The sequence below is a fragment of the Methylobacter arcticus genome (assembly GCF_050917435.1).
Taxonomy (GTDB): Bacteria; Pseudomonadota; Gammaproteobacteria; order Methylococcales; family Methylomonadaceae; genus Methylobacter_A; species Methylobacter_A titanis.
Genome location: NZ_CP159583.1, coordinates 1801769 through 1820458, shown reverse-complemented (window position 1 = coordinate 1820458; position 18690 = coordinate 1801769). Strand labels below are relative to the sequence as shown.

13 protein-coding genes and 1 tRNA gene are annotated in these 18690 nt (G+C 45.0%); 4 read left to right on the top strand and 10 right to left on the bottom strand.

Features of this window, described 5'->3' with window-relative positions:
- Positions 1–213: 213 nt before the first annotated feature.
- Both ABXJ76_RS08685 and mfd read right to left on the bottom strand, forming a co-directional pair.
- Complete coding sequence (locus ABXJ76_RS08685) at positions 214–750, bottom strand: CsiV family protein (RefSeq protein ID WP_432746089.1); 537 nt, start codon at positions 748–750, stop codon at positions 214–216.
- Positions 751–752: 2 nt separating this feature from the next.
- Complete coding sequence (gene mfd / locus ABXJ76_RS08680; protein WP_432746087.1) at positions 753–4307, bottom strand: transcription-repair coupling factor; 3555 nt, start codon at positions 4305–4307, stop codon at positions 753–755.
- 270 nt (positions 4308–4577) lie between these two features.
- Between mfd and ABXJ76_RS08675 the strand changes: the two genes are divergently transcribed.
- The gene (locus ABXJ76_RS08675) at positions 4578–4718 is read left to right on the top strand and encodes a hypothetical protein (RefSeq protein ID WP_432746085.1); all 141 of its coding nucleotides are present in this window, start codon (positions 4578–4580) and stop codon (positions 4716–4718) included.
- A gap of 455 nt (positions 4719–5173) precedes the next feature.
- On the opposite strand, the gene ABXJ76_RS08670 is transcribed toward ABXJ76_RS08675, so the two are convergent.
- Both ABXJ76_RS08670 and queA read right to left on the bottom strand, forming a co-directional pair.
- Positions 5174–7798 (bottom strand): UvrD-helicase domain-containing protein, encoded by a 2625-nt coding sequence (locus ABXJ76_RS08670; protein WP_432746083.1) that lies wholly within the window; start codon positions 7796–7798, stop codon positions 5174–5176.
- Between the two features lie 244 nt (positions 7799–8042).
- On the bottom strand, positions 8043–9062 hold the full coding sequence (gene queA / locus ABXJ76_RS08665; RefSeq protein WP_432746082.1) for a tRNA preQ1(34) S-adenosylmethionine ribosyltransferase-isomerase QueA: 1020 nt from the start codon (positions 9060–9062) through the stop codon (positions 8043–8045).
- 90 nt (positions 9063–9152) lie between these two features.
- On the opposite strand from queA, the gene ABXJ76_RS08660 reads away from it, so the two are divergent.
- A tRNA-Leu gene (locus ABXJ76_RS08660) sits at positions 9153–9239 on the top strand.
- 430 nt (positions 9240–9669) lie between these two features.
- On the opposite strand, the gene ABXJ76_RS08655 is transcribed toward ABXJ76_RS08660, so the two are convergent.
- The 4 genes from ABXJ76_RS08655 to ABXJ76_RS08640 form a co-directional block, all read right to left on the bottom strand.
- On the bottom strand, positions 9670–10212 hold the full coding sequence (locus tag ABXJ76_RS08655; RefSeq protein WP_432746080.1) for an MltR family transcriptional regulator: 543 nt from the start codon (positions 10210–10212) through the stop codon (positions 9670–9672).
- A gap of 345 nt (positions 10213–10557) precedes the next feature.
- Entirely contained in the window at positions 10558–11376 is an 819-nt protein-coding gene (locus ABXJ76_RS08650) for a DUF2971 domain-containing protein (RefSeq protein WP_432746078.1), read from the bottom strand.
- A gap of 176 nt (positions 11377–11552) precedes the next feature.
- Positions 11553–12308 (bottom strand): endonuclease/exonuclease/phosphatase family protein, encoded by a 756-nt coding sequence (locus ABXJ76_RS08645; RefSeq protein ID WP_432746076.1) that lies wholly within the window; start codon positions 12306–12308, stop codon positions 11553–11555.
- Between the two features lie 552 nt (positions 12309–12860).
- A complete protein-coding gene (locus tag ABXJ76_RS08640) occupies positions 12861–14954 on the bottom strand; it encodes a cation:proton antiporter (RefSeq protein ID WP_432746074.1) in 2094 nt (697 codons plus the stop codon).
- 384 nt (positions 14955–15338) lie between these two features.
- On the opposite strand from ABXJ76_RS08640, the gene ABXJ76_RS08635 reads away from it, so the two are divergent.
- Together ABXJ76_RS08635 and ABXJ76_RS08630 are read left to right on the top strand one after the other, a co-directional pair.
- Positions 15339–17048: a proline--tRNA ligase gene (locus ABXJ76_RS08635; RefSeq protein WP_432746072.1), complete on the top strand. Its 1710-nt coding sequence runs from the start codon at positions 15339–15341 to the stop codon at positions 17046–17048.
- A gap of 275 nt (positions 17049–17323) precedes the next feature.
- Positions 17324–17575, top strand: a complete 252-nt coding sequence (locus ABXJ76_RS08630) for a hypothetical protein (protein WP_432746070.1) — start codon at positions 17324–17326, stop codon at positions 17573–17575.
- A 39-nt stretch (positions 17576–17614) separates the two neighbouring features.
- Here the strand turns inward: ABXJ76_RS08630 and ABXJ76_RS08625 are convergent, their stop codons facing one another.
- Both ABXJ76_RS08625 and ABXJ76_RS08620 read right to left on the bottom strand, forming a co-directional pair.
- Positions 17615–18133 (bottom strand): hypothetical protein, encoded by a 519-nt coding sequence (locus ABXJ76_RS08625; RefSeq protein WP_432746068.1) that lies wholly within the window; start codon positions 18131–18133, stop codon positions 17615–17617.
- A gap of 3 nt (positions 18134–18136) precedes the next feature.
- Positions 18137–18658 (bottom strand): hypothetical protein, encoded by a 522-nt coding sequence (locus ABXJ76_RS08620; RefSeq protein ID WP_432746066.1) that lies wholly within the window; start codon positions 18656–18658, stop codon positions 18137–18139.
- Positions 18659–18690: the final 32 nt, after the last annotated feature.

Here is an 18690-nt window from a genome sequence, read left to right as displayed (position 1 = left end):
CCCACGCTCCAGAGACTATGAACGTATTATCCAAATCGGACTGAAAAAATGTTTTACCACAGAGAACACGAAGGACACGGAGAAAATAACAGCATTAATTCAATGCATTAAAAACCTCGTGCTCTCCGTGCTCTCCGTGGTTATTCTTTAATTTTTCTAAAAACGAATACTTTCACAGTCTCTCCAGCGTCGGAATGCATAGGGCGGCATACCCTACAAAGGGCTTATTTTTGCGACAACCCCAAACTTTGGATGATCCAAATAATAGGTTTCGCCGGGTTTAATCGGTCGCTTTTCATTTAATCGATAAACCACCTCGTTACCGGAGTCGTCACCCAAATCAGAACCCAGTTCCAAATCAACCACCATTTGCAAATCCTGATCCTGCTGCATCCGGACATAGCCATTCAGGTTGCCGTCGGCGCTCTGAATATGAACAGGAGAACTTAGCCCCCCTTCCCCAACCGGCTGAATCCACGCAACATGCAAGATAGGTTGGTAAGCCGAGTCTTTCGACAATGCCGCATAACTGTCATCTAGCGTTGTAGTCTCCGGTTTTTTATAAGCCGACAGCTCCGTCAAATCAGACGGCCACTGTGTTGGTTGCACGGTCTGCTCGAACACCTCGGTATTGGGCATCGCCTGCGAAAATACGATCAATTCTATTTGATAAGCACCGCCTTCAGCTAAAAGAGGACTGCTAAAGAGTCCCAGCATCGCCGCCAGACTGTAAACCATTATTTTAATCATCGTCATTTTTTTAAGGTCAATTTATCCAATAATTCAGTTATAAACTCCAGCTTCTGTTCGGTCGTTTCAAACAGCTTGATAAACCTTAACTTATCCGCACCATCGAATTTATAAACTTGCGCCTGTGTTTGTATCAGGGAAATCAACTGGTCGGTATTAATATTAGGCGTCGCTGTAAAAATAATGCGCCCGCCGCCAGCATTGGCCTCTATTTTCTTAATACCCAGCTTTTCGGCCTGCTGCTTTAATTCGGTGACGCTGAACAACGTTTTCACAGGCTCTGGAAATAAGCCGAAACGGTCGATCATTTCCACCTGCAATTCGCGCAAATCGTCCTTGGTTTCAGTATTGGAGATGCGTTTATACAACACCAGACGGCCATGAATATCCGGCAGATAGTCTTCAGGAATCAGCGCCGACGTTTGCAAATCGACTTCCGGCCCCCTGTCCATGGGTGTATCGAGTTCCGGCTGTTTACCGGATTTTAGGGCATTGACCGCGCGTTCCAGCAATTCGGTATACAGCGTAAAACCGATTTCCTGAATTTGGCCGCTTTGGTCGTCGCCCAACAATTCACCCGCGCCGCGAATTTCCATGTCATGCGACGACAGCATAAATCCTGCGCCCAAATCGCCGGATGCCTCGACCGCTTCCAGCCGCTTAACGGCATCTTTGCTCATCAAGGTAAGCGGCGGCACCACAAAATAGGCGTAAGCCCGGTGATGCGAGCGCCCTACCCGGCCGCGCAACTGATGCAACTGCGCCAAGCCCAGTTTATCGGCGCGATTGATAATAATGGTATTGGCGCTCGGTATGTCGATACCGCTTTCAATAATCGTAGAACACAACAACAGATTAAAGCGCTGATGATAAAAATCCAGCATGATGCGCTCCAGCTGGCGCTCCGGCATTTGTCCATGGGCAATTTCAATCCGCGCTTCAGGCACCAGCGCTTCCAGATCCCCGGCCATTTTCTCCATCGATTTAACATCGTTATGCAAAAAGAACACCTGTCCGCCGCGCTTAATTTCACGCAAACAGGCTTCCCTGATCTGTGCATCTATCCATTCGCTGATAAAGGTCTTGATCGCATGACGATTAGGCGGCGGACTGGCGATAATGGATATATCCCTTAAGCCCGACATCGCCATATTCAAGGTACGCGGAATAGGCGTTGCGGTCAGGGTCAGCATATCCAGTTCATTGCGCAGCTTTTTGAAATGCTCTTTTTGGGTCACGCCAAAACGGTGCTCTTCATCAATTACCACCAGCCCCAGCGCTTTATATTTTATCTCTTTCGACAATAACTTGTGCGTGCCGATGACGATATCGACCTTGCCCTGCTCCAGTTCATCGGCAATCTCTTTTTGCTGTTTGGGACTGACAAAACGCGACAGCACTTCGACGCGTACCGGCCAGTCGGCAAAGCGGTCGCGAAAATTCTGAAAATGCTGTTGCGCCAGCAGGGTGGTCGGCACCAATATCGCCACCTGTTTGCCGTTTTGCACCGCAATAAACGCCGCCCGCATAGACACCTCGGTTTTACCAAAACCGACATCGCCGCAAATCACCCGGTCCATAGGATGGGGGCTGGCCATGTCTTCGAGTATCGTTTCGATCGCAGTCTGCTGATCCGGCGTTTCTTCAAAGGGAAAGGCGTCGGCAAAAGCCGCGTATTCGATATTTTCGACCTGAAAGGCATGGCCTTGCTTGACCGCTCTTTTGGCATGAATTTCCAGCAATTCTGCGGCGACATCGCGGATGCGCTTAATGGCTTTTTGCTTGACCTTATTCCACTGGTCGCCGCCCAGTTTATGCAAAGGCGCATTTTCCGGGCTCACGCCGGTATAACGACCGATCACATGCAAGGCCGAAACCGGCACATAAAGCTTGTCGTTATTAGCATATTCCAGGGTCAAAAATTCTGACGCGATACCGCCAATGTCCAAGGTCTGCAAACCCAAATAACGGCCCACGCCATGCTCCTGATGCACCACCGGCGAACCTATGGTCAATTCATTCAGGTTATTGACAATATTTTCCAGCTCATGCGCCGCAGACTTACGCCGTCTGCGCCGTTGCTGTACTTTCTCGCCGGATAGCAGGTTTTCGGTGATGATCGCGATAGCCGGATTTGCTAGCCATAAGCCATGATCCATCGGCGCAACCAGAATGCAGGGCGACAGTTCCGACTGGAGAAATTTATCCCAGCTTTCGACCTGTTTCACGCTGATTTTGTACTGCCTTAATCTCTCCATTAAGGCTTCGCGGCGTCCTGCCGATTCTGCAACAAACAAAATCTTACCGGCAAAGCTATCGACAAACTGTTGCAATGCCTGCGCCGGTTGCTCATGCTTGGCATCGATGGTTACATTGGGCAGCGGCCGGCAGTTGAAAACAATGCTATCGGCATCCGAAACTATGCCATTTTCGGCAATTGCTCCCTGCATTGCTCTCGGCAATTGCTCCATGCATTGCTCTACCTCCTCCATCCATGGAGTCGTACCTCCTGCATCCATGCAGTCGAGAGTAATTCGGGCAAATGCTCCGGTTCTTTGCGCCAGCTCATCCGTCGATAAAAACAACAGTTCCGGTTTCAATAACGGCCTATCTGCATCATATTTCCGTTGCTGAAACCTGTCCTCGGCTTCGGCATAAAAAGCCCGTGAATTTGCGTCAAAACTATCCGACATCACCACAACCGCCGACTTTGGCAGGTAATCGAACAATGACGCCATTTGTTCTACAAACAGCGGCAAATAATATTCAATGCCGCCGGGCGTAATGCCTTTACTGACGTCCAGGTAGAAATGATTTTTCGGTGAAGTTTCAGGGAAAGCATCCCTGAAACCCTGGCGAAAGTGCTTGATAGCCTCATCGGTAAACGGAAACTCCCGAGCCGGAAATAGCTGAATCCGATCGATTTTCTCCAATGACCGCTGCGTTTCAGCATCGAAAGTACGGATAGATTCTATTTCTTCGTCGAATAATTCGATGCGATACGGCATCTTGCTGCCCATCGGAAACAAATCGACTATCGAACCCCTGACCGCAAATTCACCGTGTTGGTAGACTTGCGAAACACAATGATAGCCGACGCTTTCCAGCTTGAGGCGATTCAATTCCAGATTAAAATCATCGCCGACTTTAACCGCAAAACTGTTAGCCAGAACATGCTCACGGGGTGCTAATCGGTGCATTAATGTCGTCACCGAAACCACCAGTGCGCCACGTTTCACCTGCGGCAACAAGGCCAGCGTTTTCAGCCGCTCCGAGATAATTTCCGGCAGCGGAGAGAACACATCGTACGGCAAGGTTTCCCAATCGGGGAAATGCAAAATGGGATATTCGCCCTGCAAGAAGAACGACAACTCATGCTCAAGCCGCAAAGCGATCTGATTATCCGGCGTCACAATAACAAACAAACAATCTTCATTTTTAATGGCAGAAGCCAATGCCAACGAATCACCACAGCCGGTTAAACCGGTCCAGATGAACGATTGATCTTGTTTCTGCGGAATTTTAGGGGAGAAAATTAGTGTTTGATGTGTAGCCATTTCAAATGAGCTATTAAAGCGAAATTAATCTAAAAATTTGATTATATCGTAAATGGCTTATTTACTCTTCGGTAACTTACGCAGCAAATGCTGGGTTGGAGCAATATCAACCCTATGCTACTTTTTGCAAGCCAACGCATTGGCAGTACAATAATATTTTAACCGAAATAAACAAACAGAAGAGCCATGAAAAAACTTAACCTTATACTGATATCAACAATTATTACGTTACTCGTAGGATGCTCAAGCACCCCAACACTAGGAGGCCAAATGGTTGATCGTGGAAAAGAAATGATTAAAGAAGGCAATGCAGAATGGGAACAAGGCTCAATAATGGTTGAGCAAGGCAAAGCCAAGGTTGAACGAGGAAACCGGATGATCGAAGATGGCAAACAGATTGACGTAGAATAATCTCTCTTTGCTGCAACTAAATCTGCTCGACCAAGCCCAAAACATCGCATCGCTGAAAAGAAGAGGGAACCGCGGAAGGCACAATCCGTAAAATGAGCGTAGCGTATTGTGTCGCATGGCGAGACTCTCATTCAGCGCAATACGCGATACCAACAATAGGCGCTTTACGACTCGCATGGACAGATTTTTGCTCCATGCAAAATCTGCATTGCCTACACGGATGTAGGTAAGGGGCGTGAGCAGGAGCGGAAGCTTTCCCCACATCCTTGTGGGTTATGCAGGAGGTACGACTCCATGGATGGAGGAGGTAGAGCAATGCAGGGAGCAATTGCCGAGCTATTACCCCCCCCTATCTGCTAACGCAGTTTCTCTGCATATTTTTGCCGCTTTCAGGTCACTCTACAAAATCACAAGATGTGATGCTTGCACAGCCTGAAATCGCCATGGTTTCTCATTTATCGCCGCACTGTAGACGGTGTCTTCTGAGTATAATTGCACAGCGGATATTGATTACAGCCGAAAAAAACACCGTGCGGGCCTTTTCTCTCGACCAGATAACCGGTTTTGCAACACTTACACGGCGTGTCGGCTAACTGTTTTTGAAATCCCTTGCCGGTAAATTCATCGGTCAGGATGTCGTAGTTGTTATCGACTAATTCACGAATAAAACCGGACGCTTTATTACCATCGGCAAGCAAATAAACATGATGTCTCGCTCGCGTCAGCGCTACATAAAACAACCGGCGTTCTTCTGCATGTTTAAAGTCTTCTGCTTTGGGTAACAGCATGTCCAGCAAAGGATGCGTGGATTTTTCCGACGGGAACCCGTGTTTGCCGTGTTCCAGTCCCACTATAATCACATAATCCGCTTCCTTGCCTTTAGCCGCATGTACCGTCATAAACTCGATGTTTAACGACGGAAATTGTTGTTTCAAATCGGAAAGATCGGGCTTTTTAAAACTGAATCTCGCCAGTATAAGCACACTGGCACTACTACCCGCTTGTTTTTGATAAATAGCCGTCAATGCTGCATTGATTCCGGTCGCTTCACTAGCGGTTTTAATCAGAGAAACCGCTGATTTATTAACCATCCGAGCACTGTGGATGGTTTTTTCAAGCTGCGCCGGATTTTGGTTAACGAATCTCGCTGCAAGCTCGCCGATTTTGTTATTGAAGCGGAAAGTCTTGTCCAGCACATTGGTCGCGGTAAAACCGAAGTGTTGTTCAAAATCCTTGGTGATCGAAACATCGCTGCCGGCAAAGCGATAAATGGACTGCCAATCATCACCGACACAAAACAGGCTATTGTCAGAATTCTGTGCCAATAAAGCCTTAACCAGTCTGGCCCGGCTTGCTGAAATATCCTGAAATTCATCGACCAGAATATACCGGTATGCCGATTGATATTGCCCGGATTCCACATAAGCAATGGCGGTACTGATCATGTCGTCAAAATCGATGGTCTCGGTCATGCGTAACTGTTGTTGATACGCCTCATAAACCGGCTCGAACAGCTTAGCCGCAGCCAGCATGCGTTCCTTATCCTCATGTCGCTGCGCCAGATGACCCAAGCTGGGTATCGAAAGATAGGCGGCTTTAAATAGCACCAATACATTAGCGATTAATTCGCTGAACTTCGATATTTCACCCAACTGGTGCAGTTGAGTTAACAAGACATCATCCGCCAAAGGTCTAAAATTAACACCGGCTTCCAGCAACCGAGCTCTTAAAACCTGAGTCAAAACACCCTGATGTTTCTGATAGCTATAGGTTTCAATCAGCCGGGTTTGATGCGTGCCATGCAATGCACGTTTCCATGCCATGCCTTCGAGATAGCTTGCCCTATCCATGAACGGCGGCGTTTCATTGCGCTCATTCACAGCGAAATGTTCAATATAGATAGCGTATTCCGGCAAATAAAAATCGGGTTGATAGGCTTTATAATCGGGACCTGCGGTGTTCACCTCATAATTGGCCTCATACCGGTAAGCAACACCTTGCCGGTATAAATAATTGGCAATTTCGCATTCTTCGTAACTCTTGACTAATTCGCCCTGCAAAGTGCGCAGCTCATTTTCTAGGATGTATTGGTTGTAAGCGCCGAGTGTTTTGAAAGCGAACTTGCTTTTATAGGGATAGGTAAATCGGATAAAGTAAGTGACCAGTCGCGATTTATAACGATCATCGAGTAAAAATTGCTTGATTTGGTCATCGACAAATTTAGCTCTCAGCGCGCCATCTTCGGCCATCTTATTAATGGCAGGAACCGCGCCTTCCACTTTGGTAATAATCTGTTTGCCCAGAGCATGAAAAGTCTTGACGGTCAGCGTGTTGATGGCTAATTTTTGCTGAATCCTCTGTTCCATTTCTTTGGCCGCCTTATTGGCATAAGCCAGCATCAGAATTTTATCGGTTGTTGCCAAACCCGATTTCAATAGATACCCTGCCCTGCCGATCATGGTGCTGGTCTTGCCGGTACCTGCACCGGCAAGAACCAAATTATTCTGCTCATCAATCACGCAAGCTTTACGTTGCTTATCCGTTAACGGATTGCTCTCTACTTGATCAAAATAGCCTTGATAACGGGAGAGTTGCGTTTGGATATAGGCCTCATTGATGATGCCAATGTGATGAGCATTATCCAAAAATGGACGAATGAATTCGGCCCACAGCGTCGCTTCATCGTTTAAATAGCGTAATAAATCCTGACGACAAACGCCGTCACGTAAATGCTCATGGGTTTTTAGCCATTGCCGGGCAATGGGATAGCGAATATAGCGCTGACCATTAAATAAAAACGCGGCTTGCAAATAAGCCTGTTTTAAATCAGGCACAAGGGTCTGGTAATAACGTTTGATATAGCTTTGAGCTTGCGAATCCAGCTCACTTTTGATTTTTTGCGACTGATCTTTGGCAATACCGCCAAAACGAATAACTTGGCCGTCTTCAGTGTGTATGACCAAAGCATCCCAGAAATAACCGCACTCAACAACAAAATCCAGGCCTGCCGTTAAAAATGCAATTTTGGTGGCGGGGGATTTTTTTCCTGACAACACCACGCCCGCTTTATCTAAGGTCAATGACCGAAAAAGCCTCGTATGCACAGCAAAACAGCCTGCCAGTAAGCTTGTTTTGTAGTTTATTCGATCAGGCCTGGTTTTTTTTCGATCGTTATTAATGCTTAGTCCTCTTCGCTAGTTCCCAAGCTCCCGCTTGGTAATTCAGTATTGGAAGCTCCTGCTTCCTGTCTCGCGAACCCAAAGCTCCGCCTTCTAGGTTCCCAAGCTGAAGATTGGGAACCAGCGCATACTCCCTATAACATCATTACCCCAAAAACATCGCATCGCCATAACTGAAAAATCGGTAAGATTCATCGATAGCATGGCTGTAGGCGTTCATAATAGGCGCGTAACCGGCAAATGCTGAAACCAGCATTAGCAAGGTGGACTCGGGCAGATGGAAGTTGGTCAGCATCGCATCAACCGATTTGAATTGATAACCGGGGGTGACAAACAAATCGGTATCGCCAAAACCGGTTTCCAATTGGCCGCTTTGGGACGCCGATTCCAGCGCCCTGACCGCCGTCGTGCCGACCGCGATAACACGGCCTCCCCTTGCTCTGGCTTGCTGAACAGCGGCTACCGTTTCCGGCAACACGGCAAAATATTCCTTGTGCATTAAATGCTCGGATAAATCCTCCACCCTGACCGGCTGGAAGGTGCCGCTGCCGACATGCAAGGTAACAAAAGCCCTTTGTACACCTTTGGTTTTAAGCTTGTCCATTAGGACTTGATCAAAATGCAGACCTGCGGTGGGCGCGGCAACGGCTCCCGCCTCTCGGGCAAAAACGGTTTGATAGCGGGTCAGATCGGATTGATCATCTTCACGGGTAATATAAGGCGGCAACGGAATATGGCCGATTTGCTCCAATATACTGAGCAAACGGGTATCGCCTTTAAATTCCAGCTGAAACAGGTCGTCCGCCCTGCCCAACACTTCGCAGCAATAACCTTTGTCTAATTCTATCAGCGTACCGGCTTTTGCCGATTTGCTTGATCTGACATGAGCGATAGCGCGATGGTCATCCAGAATGCGCTCGATAAGAATCTCGACTTTACCGCCGCTTGGTTTCTTGCCAAACAACCTGGCCGGAATCACTTTGGTATCATTAAAAACAAGCAAATCGCGCTGATCGATCAAATCAATAAAATCGGTAAACTGCCGGTCGGTTATCTGTCCGGTATGGCGATCCATACATAACAGACGACTTGCGTCGCGTTCTGCCAAGGGTTTTTGCGCAATTAGCGTTTCGGGTAACAGGTAGTTAAAATCACTTTTTTTCATAGCGGGCGATAGTATCAGGTTAGGCTTTCAAATACACCTTTAAAAAAAAATAGCTTTTTCGATAAACGTTACCTATAATACACGTTCTTTGCCGGGGTGGCGGAACTGGTAGACGCGCCGGATTCAAAATCCGGTTGGGGTGACTCAGTGCCGGTTCGATTCCGGCCCTCGGTACCAAACATTGGTTCAGAGCCGTGCAAAGAACTATAAAAACCCGCAAGTCGTAAGGCTTCGCGGGTTTTTTATTGCCCAACGAAATGCAATGAAATGCAGTAACACTCAACAGTTTATGCAGTAACATTTACAGTAGTTTTAAAGCAGTAAAAAAAGTTACTGCAAAATTACTGCACCGGAGTTACTGCAATGGCTGAAAAATTACTGTCAGACAACACAATAAAAAACGAAAAGCCCGATGTTAAGGATAAACGGCTTAATGATGGCGGCGGATTATATCTGCTAATTAACAGACAGGATGCCTAATTTTAATTAGAAGCAGTTTACACGGATTTTTTTACACCCTCCAAACAGGTTGAAAAAACCTGACTTTCAAAGGCCGAAACTAACACAGCTTTTTTGCATAGGCCGCATTATGCGAGGTCTTATTTTGTTAGAGATCGCGATTTTTTTCAGGTTGTTTATTTCGATGTTCAATGTTTTTTATTCTTTCTCTAATTTCTAAAGCCATAATGCTTATGCTAAACATGAACTTTTCGCGCTCACCTATCGCCAATTTTTCTTCTTTGCCTTTAGAATTGCTACGTTTTAATGTTCGAAGATTATTACATACACTTTTTATATCATCATCTTTAAATGATCTGTTATGTAGTTGGTGCGCGAATTTGTTTCTTATTTTTGCAATTATTACGCAATCTTCTTTTTCATTATTACTGATAAGGCCAAGGCCATAAGCAATATGTGCTCGCGTTTCAAATGTGGACATTACTCCTGCTGAACCAAATAGTTTTTCCTTGCATTTTTCGTCATCGATTATGAATGCGATTAAGATTTCTTCGAGATATGCATCCAGATATGCTGCGGCTAATATTGCAGCTCCTCGATCATCTCTTATAGTATTAATTTCATTAAACCAACCGTCAAAATCATTAAGTTTTGACTTTATATGTTTTTCTTTTTCTTTTTGAGATGCCATTTTTGATAGATTTTATTTATGGTTGTTGATTCTTTTGCTTCTGTTTTTTGCTCAATTAAGAGCGATTCGCAACAAACGGGAGGGCAGGGGTAAGTATTGCTGTCTTTTTGTACCATAGATGGTAATTTTCATATTGTCTATCTATAAAGACTTCGCATGATGCTTTTTATGGTCAAATTCAATCAACATTTCTCCATAAAGCGGTTAGTCGTGACTGGCAGAAATTGGCTGAACTGCGGCATTCGCGAAAGACCAAGTTCGCCCGATACCAGATATTTATTCCAAAACAGAATTAATAGCGCGTTTATGAGCAGCACGGTTTACTGTTTCGTTTCTATACCACGCTTAGAGATCAAATTCTTCCGCTGAAAATCTGTATAGGATTGCCTTCAAAGCAAACTGTTCTGGGATTATTGACATTCGATAGAACTTAATTCTTGTGTCGTTACGGAAAATCTTGATTATCGTCAGGGCTTCGCGTCGTTGCATCCGAACGCCAAAAGATATGGATAAGATATGCGCCTTTAGTCGATAGCTTCTCTCCTTCAATTCCGGTGGGGTTTTCCACATTTGAACAAAGCGCCACTCATTCTCGTAACGCCAACTTTTGGCCTTGTAAGTGAGGATCTTCATGACCTCATCATCAGGCGCTTTAAAGTAATCAAGTCCGCGCAAGATAGGAAATATTGGTTTGCCGTATTCGACCTTAAAACAGTTATCTGCGTTAAGATCATTGTCTTGACTTCGTTCATACTCGATACAGAATCCACGATGTTCATCAGCATAATGTGCCCACATAAGTGGTTCAAAAGGTGTAGTAGACAAGCTAAAAATCCCCGCATTTCGTACGCCGTTATCAAGTCTGTTAAGTTCAGATTCATAGAACTCACGCTCTTTCGGGATTTCCTCTAACGTGTACCGCTTAGTATCACCTTGACTTTCAGAGTTGAAGTTTAAATATGCCTGTATTTCCTCGTCACTATGTTTTCTATCGATGTTAATCTGGCAGTCAAATGGATCGTTAAAGCTCCCTGGGGCTGCCAGCCAAACTTTATCATTAATGAGGTTCTGGAGTGCGTTCTGGTCAAATTTTCTGTACTTGAATAGCGAACGTGGATTTTTAGGATTAATTACGAACTTAGCTGTTTCTAAACGAGATAACATACAAATTTATTTCCTAATAGCATCTTATGACTACTTTGCGCCTAATAATTTCACACTAATTTGATCAACTGCACCATAAAATGTAAATCAAATGTCCGCACATGGCCGAACTGAAACCCAATACCCGGCTAAATCCAAACGAATGTTTTGAAACTGTCAGATCAAATATTTTATAGCTAGCTACTGATTTCAACAGATAATGGCATGTGGTCGCTGATATGTAACCATTTATCAGAAGCGCCAACTTCCAATCTGCTCATTCTGAGTAAATCACTGGAAGCAAAAACGTAATCAATATGATAGGACTTGTTCGTGTTTCGATGAAGAAAAAAAGTTGGTGTGGTTTCTTCTCCTTGCGCTTCTTTGTGCTGGTGGTGATATAGGCTTTCTAATCCGATTTCATTCAGTTCGGCTATGACATCCGAGTGACTCCAGCATCTATCCGCTTTATCCCAGATTTTGTTACTATTAAAATCGCCGAGTATTAGCGTGTTTTCATTTTTAAGTTCATTGCGGTGAATCTGGAGATATTTCCAAAACTGGCCCATGTAGCCAAAGACTTCAGCCTCGCTGCCCTTAGTCCAGCAGCTTAGAATTGTTACAGCATCATTTAAAACAAAGGGAAGAAAAAGCTTTAAATCTTTTGTAGTCCAGCGAAGTGAGTTACTTTTGCTTTTTAGCTCAGAAAGAGCAAACTCGCCATTCCAATCTAACTCTTTAACTCTATTTCCTTTTTTTGGAAATATACCAATCCCTTTGCTTTTTGAAGTACCAATCCATAAATAATCACCGGCCCATGCAAGATAGGCTGCTTCTGTCGATTCCGCTGGATTTTCACATTCTTGGACTATGACTACGTCCGCATCAAGACAATCAATTTCATGGAGCTTTTTTCTTAACGCGCCATTACAGTTCCATGTAACAATTTTCATGTTGTCTTTTGTGAATTATTAATTTGATCGGCAAGGTATTGCATCTATTTTAAATCAACTAAATATTGGCGGTTTTTTATGCCTAAAAATTAGGCAAGTGTTGCGGTTATTTTATTCTCAAACAAACAAACAAAATTAGATGTAATGATGTTCTGTTCTTTTTAGTAAAAGCAGAGCAACAAAGAAAAGAAGCAGTAACTTTTACAGTAACTTTAAAACATGATTTTTATTTATATTTAATTATCAATACATTGCAACACAATTAGAGACCGGCCCTCGTACCAAACATTGGTTCAGAGCCGTGCAAAGAACTACAAAAACCCGCAAGTCGTAAGGCTTAGCGGGTTTTTTATTGCCCAGCGAAATGCAATCAAATATAGCGATATTCACCTAAAAGCATGTCCTTATTGATCTTTCCCCGATTTTACGGACACACGACTAAGAGAGTAATCTCTAACCCCGAGGTGACCAATGAAAATCGGGGAAAGATCAAACATCCCATCCATTTTTTCGTGCTTTTCTTGGATCACACTTATGCGTAACAACAAATCCTTAATCAGCATTTTTTTGTTCCGTATGCTCATGATTCAACATAATGAAAAGCTTGCTGGTAATTATTTCGTTTTTGTGTAATTTAACCAAGGTTTCTAGTTGCACTGTATTCAACGATTTTTCAGCAGCCTTTTGGTTTAGCTGATTCAACAATTCGGTATTGTTTTTTATCAGGCTCTCCATTTTTTTCCGCGTATTCACCTGCAATTCGCTATAAAGCGCCTGTAACTTTACCCAGGCAATACGATCGTCGAAAACGTCATTTAGACTGGAGTTAGCGATTGCATCTAATGCCTCGATAGCCTTGCCGATAATCTGGTTCAAGGTACGATAATAAAGATACAACTCTTCCGCTTTAAAAGAATGATCCTGCCAGAAAGCCAGACGACTGACCAGCAACACAAATCGTTCCAGAGTGTCGATAGGAAAATGTTCGTTAACTGACTTAACCTGTTTATGACCTCGCCCTACCCGATCGGTTTGAATAGAGAGCATATTCAGAATTTTCTTGTATATTTTTTCGTTGATTTCGCCACGCTGGTAAACCTCTTTCAACGCACCTTTTTCAACACCTAGCGCATAGATACGCAACATATTTTCAATCAGATCGCTGGAAGCGCCGATAGCATCTTTACACTGTAGACAGGCATCATCATGCAACCGCTGGTAGCGCTGCTGAAGAGTTTGATGTTGCTGCTCATTTAAATACCTAGTCTCCAAGAGTTCGTCTAATTTAAGCATCGATTCATCGTATATTTGCGCCTTGCTTTTATGGTAACCAACCTCTTCTTCAGGCGTCAGCGCGTCAATCCCTAACATGTGCATGACTTTGCCAATCGTTGTCGCTTTAATCAACAGGGTAAAATAGATACTGCCAATGGTAACCGCAGCAACAAACTGCTTAACACTGATAGTAAAATTCCAGCCGGGAATAGTTAAATCGTCAGGAATCAACAGCACCATGATGACCGCCAGCGAACCGCGCAAACTGCCCCAGGCCAGTAAATGCATCCAATTACGCGGTATCGGCTCTTCCTTGCCGGTTTTGTTCAACAACCACAGCAACGGATAAATTGAAACCGCACGACCGATCACTACCACCGCAATCGCCAGCAAAATCGGTAACAAGGCTACATTCATGTCAATCGCCAGATCGGCGAACAACAATCCCATTAAAATAAAAACCAGCGAATTAGTGACGAAGGCAAAATAGCTCCAAAACTTCTCCATATATTCTTCAACCGGAGGAGACATTTTGTAACGTCCGAAATTACCAATGACCATAGAGGCAATCAAGGTGGCAATAATGGATGACAAGCGAATTTGCTGACCTGCGATCACCAGATGCTCAGAAATCACTTCGCTGAAGATAAAGGTAAAATGGGCAACCAACAACGTCAGGGTAATTTCCAGGTGTTCATAACCTTTGACCGCTTCAATTAACTTGGAAAATAAAAATCCCATGAATAGTCCAAACAGAAAACCCCCGACCAACATGATCAAAAATGACCCCAACGCCGACATAATGGAATCGGTGCCGGTGAAACCGTGGATCATCAAGTCCAAGACCACCAGGAATGCCGCGAAACCGGTAGCGTCGTTAAATAAACTCTCGCCTTCGAAAATCAGTGTTAAGCGTTGTGGCGCACCGTACTCTTTGAACAACGCCAGCACGGCTACCGGGTCGGTTGACGAAATAATGGCGCCGAACAGCAATAAAGCCAGTATCGGCACGGCGAACCCTGCCAGTCCGAACAGGTAATGACCAACAATACCGATAAATAGCGTCGAAATCAGCAAACCCGCTACCGCCAACAAGCCTATCGAATAAATATTTTCGGTGACGCTGCGAATATTCATGTTGTAAGCCGATTCGAAAATCAGGATAGGCAAAAACACAAAAAACAACAGTTCCGGCGTTAACTCAAAGCTTCTAATAAAGTGAAAAAATTCTATTTGCGACAGCGGAACCAGTAATGAACCGGCGATAACCAGCAATACCGTATAAGGAAAATTGAGTTTTTTCGATAGCAAAAAAACCGCCAGTGATACCAGCATAAGACTGAACAGCGATAAAAATATATCAAGATTCATTAGGAAACCCTTGGTTATTTTGATATATCAACGAACAACCGGTAACGCAACATGCTAAACGGTCCAAGTCGATTGATTATAATTTAATGTAAATGACAAAAAATTAATCCGACAAGCTATCCCTGCAAGATGACTTTCCATTTTACTCGGATTCATGGCTTAACTGGAGAATTGAACATTCTGTATCTAGGGTGATTGCTTGTAGGAGCGCGGCGCTGTTAAAGAAATGACCCGCGTTACCACGGAAGCGCCTCTACCACAAAGACCTAAAACAAATTAGCCCGGCAATCCCCATAATTTATGTTGATTATGATAACAGCATGACTAAATCGGCATTAAATCTGTAAAATAGCGGTTTTTTATTGTCCAGCCTCTTAAAATAACATGCGTACTACTCAATTCCCGCTCAATACCGTTAAAGAAACCCCGGCCGATGCCGAAATTGCCAGCCATCAACTGATGATCCGAGCCGGGCTGATCCGCAAACTGGCCGCCGGTCTTTACACTTGGTTGCCCTTGGGACTGAGGGTTATGCGCAAGGTTGAAAAAATCACCCGCGAAGAAATGGAAAAAACCGGCGCGCTGGAAGTATTAATGCCCGGCCTGCAACCCGCCGAGCTGTGGCAGGAAACCGGACGCTGGGAACAATACGGCCCGGAGCTGGCACGGTTAAAAGACCGTCATGACCGCGATTTTTGCCTGGGGCCGACTCACGAAGAAATCATTACCGATCTGGCACGCAACGAAATCAAAAGCTACAAGCAGTTGCCGATCACCTATTACCAGATTCAATCCAAATTCCGCGATGAAATTCGTCCGCGTTTCGGTGTAATGCGTTCGCGCGAATTCATCATGAAAGACGCCTATTCCTTTCATTTGGATCATGAATCGTTGCAGCTTACCTACGAAGCAATGTATCAGGCTTATACTAATATCTTCAATCATCTGGGATTAAATTTTCGCGCGGTCATCGCCGATTCCGGCTCTATCGGCGGCGCTATATCGCATGAATTCCATGTGCTGGCCGATTCCGGCGAAGATGCGATTGCGTTCTCGACCGACAGCGACTATGCGGCCAATGTCGAAAAAGCCGAAGCGGTGATGCCTGCCGGTACTCGCGGTTCGGCTACCGAAACCTTGACGCTGATCGATACCCCCAACCAGCACAGCATCGAAGAAGTCTGCGGTTTTTTAAATATTCCTGCCACGCAATGTCTCAAGACATTGATCGTTAAAGGCGAAGACGACACGCTGGTTGCGCTGCTGTTAAGGGGCGACCATAACCTTAACGAAATTAAAGCGATAAAAATTGACGGCATCGCCTCGCCGCTTGAATTCGCCAGCGATGAGCAAGTGGGCGGCGTCTGCAACTGCAAACCCGGCTCTATCGGCCCGATAGGCTTAAATATCAAGATCATTGCCGACCGTAGCGTGACCCTAATGTCAGATTTCGTTTGCGGCGCAAACCAGGACGGCAAGCATTATCAAGGCGTCAACTGGGAACGCGACTTGCCTGTTCCTGACCACGTTGCCGACCTGCGCATGGTGGTTGAAGGCGACCCCAGTCCGGACGGCAAAGGTCAAATCACGCTGGCTCGCGGCATTGAAGTCGGCCATATTTTCCAGCTGGGCACCAAGTACAGCGAGGCGATGAAAGCCGGCGTGATCAACGAAGGCGGCAAAAATCAGATCATGACCATGGGCTGTTACGGTATCGGTATCTCGCGCGTTGTCGCCGCCGCCATCGAACAGAATCATGACGCTAAAGGCATCATCTGGTCAGCCAACCTTGCGCCTTTCCAGGTCGCCCTCTGCCCGATGAATATGCATAAATCGGAGCGTCTGAGAGTAGCCTCGGAACAGCTATATCAGGATTTACTGGCTGCCGGAATCGATGTGTTATTCGATGACCGGAAAGTACGCGCCGGGTTTATGTTTTCCGACATGGAACTGATCGGCATCCCGCACTGCATCGTGGTTGGCGATCGCGGCCTGGATTCCGGTACGGTTGAGTACAAGGCCAGAACGGCTGAAGCAAACGAGGAAATCCCGTTTGCGAATATTATTGATTTCTTGACGGCTAAACTGGCTTAACAAAACCGCAGTCAATCCACAAACGACACGAAAGCCAAAAGTAGCATCTCTAGGAATAAAATAAATCAGTATATCGTTGGCATAGCCATTCACTCTTTGAGTAACGACCTACAACCTGGGATCTATTTGGAAAATTTCGTGTTTTTTGTGATTTTCGCGGAAAAAATATTTTTTCCGGTTTAAGGGTCCAGCGGTTATTGAGATGCTAAATGATAAGTCGGAGCATCTTGCAGGCGCAATTGCCATGCCAGCACTGATTGGGCCGGGCACAATCAGTGCCCGTGTCATCATTGGAAAGAGGTTTGTCCGTTGATAGCCTGTGCTCTGTACTTGCAGCAGTTATCATAGCCATCGCATTAATGCTCGGCCTCAAGGCGTTGCATGACGTTGTTCGCCAGCATCGAGCATCCCTTATCGAAAGGTATATTGAAATAGCCGGGCGCATTACCACACTGTTTGTGGGAACCGTGTCCGTTGAAATGATCATGCAGGGCGTCAAACATGGGCAGGCAAATTTAACCGGCTGAAAGCTGGAATAGTGTCCTACCGCCTATAATCTGGCTTTATTATCTCTGAATCAACTTTAGCGTTCTTTGCGGCAGGTTTTCGGTAGTCGCGCCTTCCAGATACAAGCGAGTATCTTCATGTACGGTGGTCATAAACCGGATTAACTGCATTTCGTGCTGCATTTTCTGTTCAACACCTTCCGCATCCCACATGTTATTCAGCAAATATTTCGCATGATGATGAATGGTGAAGGCGACCACCTCCGGCAAATCTGTATAACTGGCCTGAATTGAAAACTTCAGTTGATCCAGCGAGGCCAAATACTGTTTATAGTCTTTAACATCCTGCTTGCACTTGGTTTTAAACATCGACAACTCGGCATCGTGCCTAGTCTTCAGTAGACTGATGTCGTGTTCCAGTCGTACGCTTTTCTTTTTTAACTCAGCTTCGAGGGCTTTCTCGGCTAGGATGCGAGCATGCTTCAGTTTTGCCAGATTGCCCTGATTAGCTTGCTGCCATTTTAGATTTTCGTCTTTAACCGAATACAACAGCTTAATGAGCTTATTTAACATAGTCATGGGCTAAACAAGAGAGGAGATTTTTTGCTGCAATATTAACAACGCCTCAATATCCTGCTTTTTTCGATAGCGGGCATGGTCTTGTTGCAGTTGCTGATACATTGTTCCCGGTAGTTTTGTTTTAATCGGCAGCAAATCCTGATTGATGGCTTTAGATAGCAAGCGAATATGTTTGCGATTATTAAGCGTTAACAGGCGTTTTCTGTTCAGTTCATTGATATGCTTTATTTGCAATTTTTTAAAATAAAACAGGTGATTAATCTGATCCTGCCTAGCATGTACAAACCATAGCCGTCTCTGTACCCGCTGTTTATACGAAAAATAATCTAACATAGAATGAACAATTATTTTATAAACACCCAATAAGCCGGTGATGATAAGTGCAGAAAACGCGCTTAACAGCATGCCCGAACCCAAGGTAATTAACACACCCGACAAACCAGGTACGGCTAACCACAACAACAGTTCTACCGATAAAAATACCGGTAATGACGCCAGAGCCAACAACAGGGAAATCCTAATCATTAAAATAAAAACCGTAAAGTCAACAACGTCGT

Excerpts from the sequence above, each read along its gene's own strand:
- ABXJ76_RS08685 (WP_432746089.1), bottom strand. The coding sequence starts at position 750 with ATGATTAAAATAATGGTTTACAGTCTGGCGGCGATGCTGGGACTCTTT.
- mfd (WP_432746087.1), bottom strand. The coding sequence starts at position 4,307 with ATGGCTACACATCAAACACTAATTTTCTCCCCTAAAATTCCGCAGAAA.
- ABXJ76_RS08675 (WP_432746085.1), top strand. The coding sequence starts at position 4,578 with ATGGTTGATCGTGGAAAAGAAATGATTAAAGAAGGCAATGCAGAATGG.
- queA (WP_432746082.1), bottom strand. The coding sequence starts at position 9,062 with ATGAAAAAAAGTGATTTTAACTACCTGTTACCCGAAACGCTAATTGCG.
- ABXJ76_RS08655 (WP_432746080.1), bottom strand. The coding sequence starts at position 10,212 with ATGGCATCTCAAAAAGAAAAAGAAAAACATATAAAGTCAAAACTTAAT.
- ABXJ76_RS08650 (WP_432746078.1), bottom strand. The coding sequence starts at position 11,376 with ATGTTATCTCGTTTAGAAACAGCTAAGTTCGTAATTAATCCTAAAAAT.
- ABXJ76_RS08645 (WP_432746076.1), bottom strand. The coding sequence starts at position 12,308 with ATGAAAATTGTTACATGGAACTGTAATGGCGCGTTAAGAAAAAAGCTC.
- ABXJ76_RS08640 (WP_432746074.1), bottom strand. The coding sequence starts at position 14,954 with ATGAATCTTGATATATTTTTATCGCTGTTCAGTCTTATGCTGGTATCA.
- ABXJ76_RS08635 (WP_432746072.1), top strand. The coding sequence starts at position 15,339 with ATGCGTACTACTCAATTCCCGCTCAATACCGTTAAAGAAACCCCGGCC.
- ABXJ76_RS08625 (WP_432746068.1), bottom strand. The coding sequence starts at position 18,133 with ATGACTATGTTAAATAAGCTCATTAAGCTGTTGTATTCGGTTAAAGAC.
- ABXJ76_RS08620 (WP_432746066.1), bottom strand. The coding sequence starts at position 18,658 with ATGATTAGGATTTCCCTGTTGTTGGCTCTGGCGTCATTACCGGTATTT.